Genomic DNA, 330 nt, shown 5'->3' with positions numbered 1-330 from the left:
AAATGAACATAGTTCTTCCTGCGTATCAGGATCCAACTGCATCGTACAGGTCAGTACTTCAGGCGTACCGGCATTAATAGCAATTGTTGCGCTGGCAATCTGTGTTGTTGCATCTTTAATGGTTCCCGTCAGGGTATAAAGCTGCTGATTAAGTGGGTTAAACGAATGTGGTGAGGTGACATTGATGACTGGTGCTACGTTATCCCAGGTGAAAGGTACATAACGCTCATTATTCGCATTTCCCAGTACATCCGCCACTTTCAGTACCAGACGCGCTTCAACTGGTTCAGCGGAAAGCTTATCCAGTTCAAACGTTTTTATTTTAGTGAC

1 protein-coding gene is annotated in these 330 nt (G+C 44.5%); it reads right to left on the bottom strand.

What is annotated here, in order from left to right:
• On the bottom strand, positions 1–330 hold a 330-nt coding region (locus ACYP03_RS25090), incomplete at both ends, for a hypothetical protein (protein ID WP_459782539.1).

The sequence above is a fragment of the Photobacterium sp. R1 genome (genome assembly GCF_054600795.1).
Note: the sequence above shows the minus strand (reverse complement) of the source record. Positions and strands in the feature narration are given on the sequence as shown.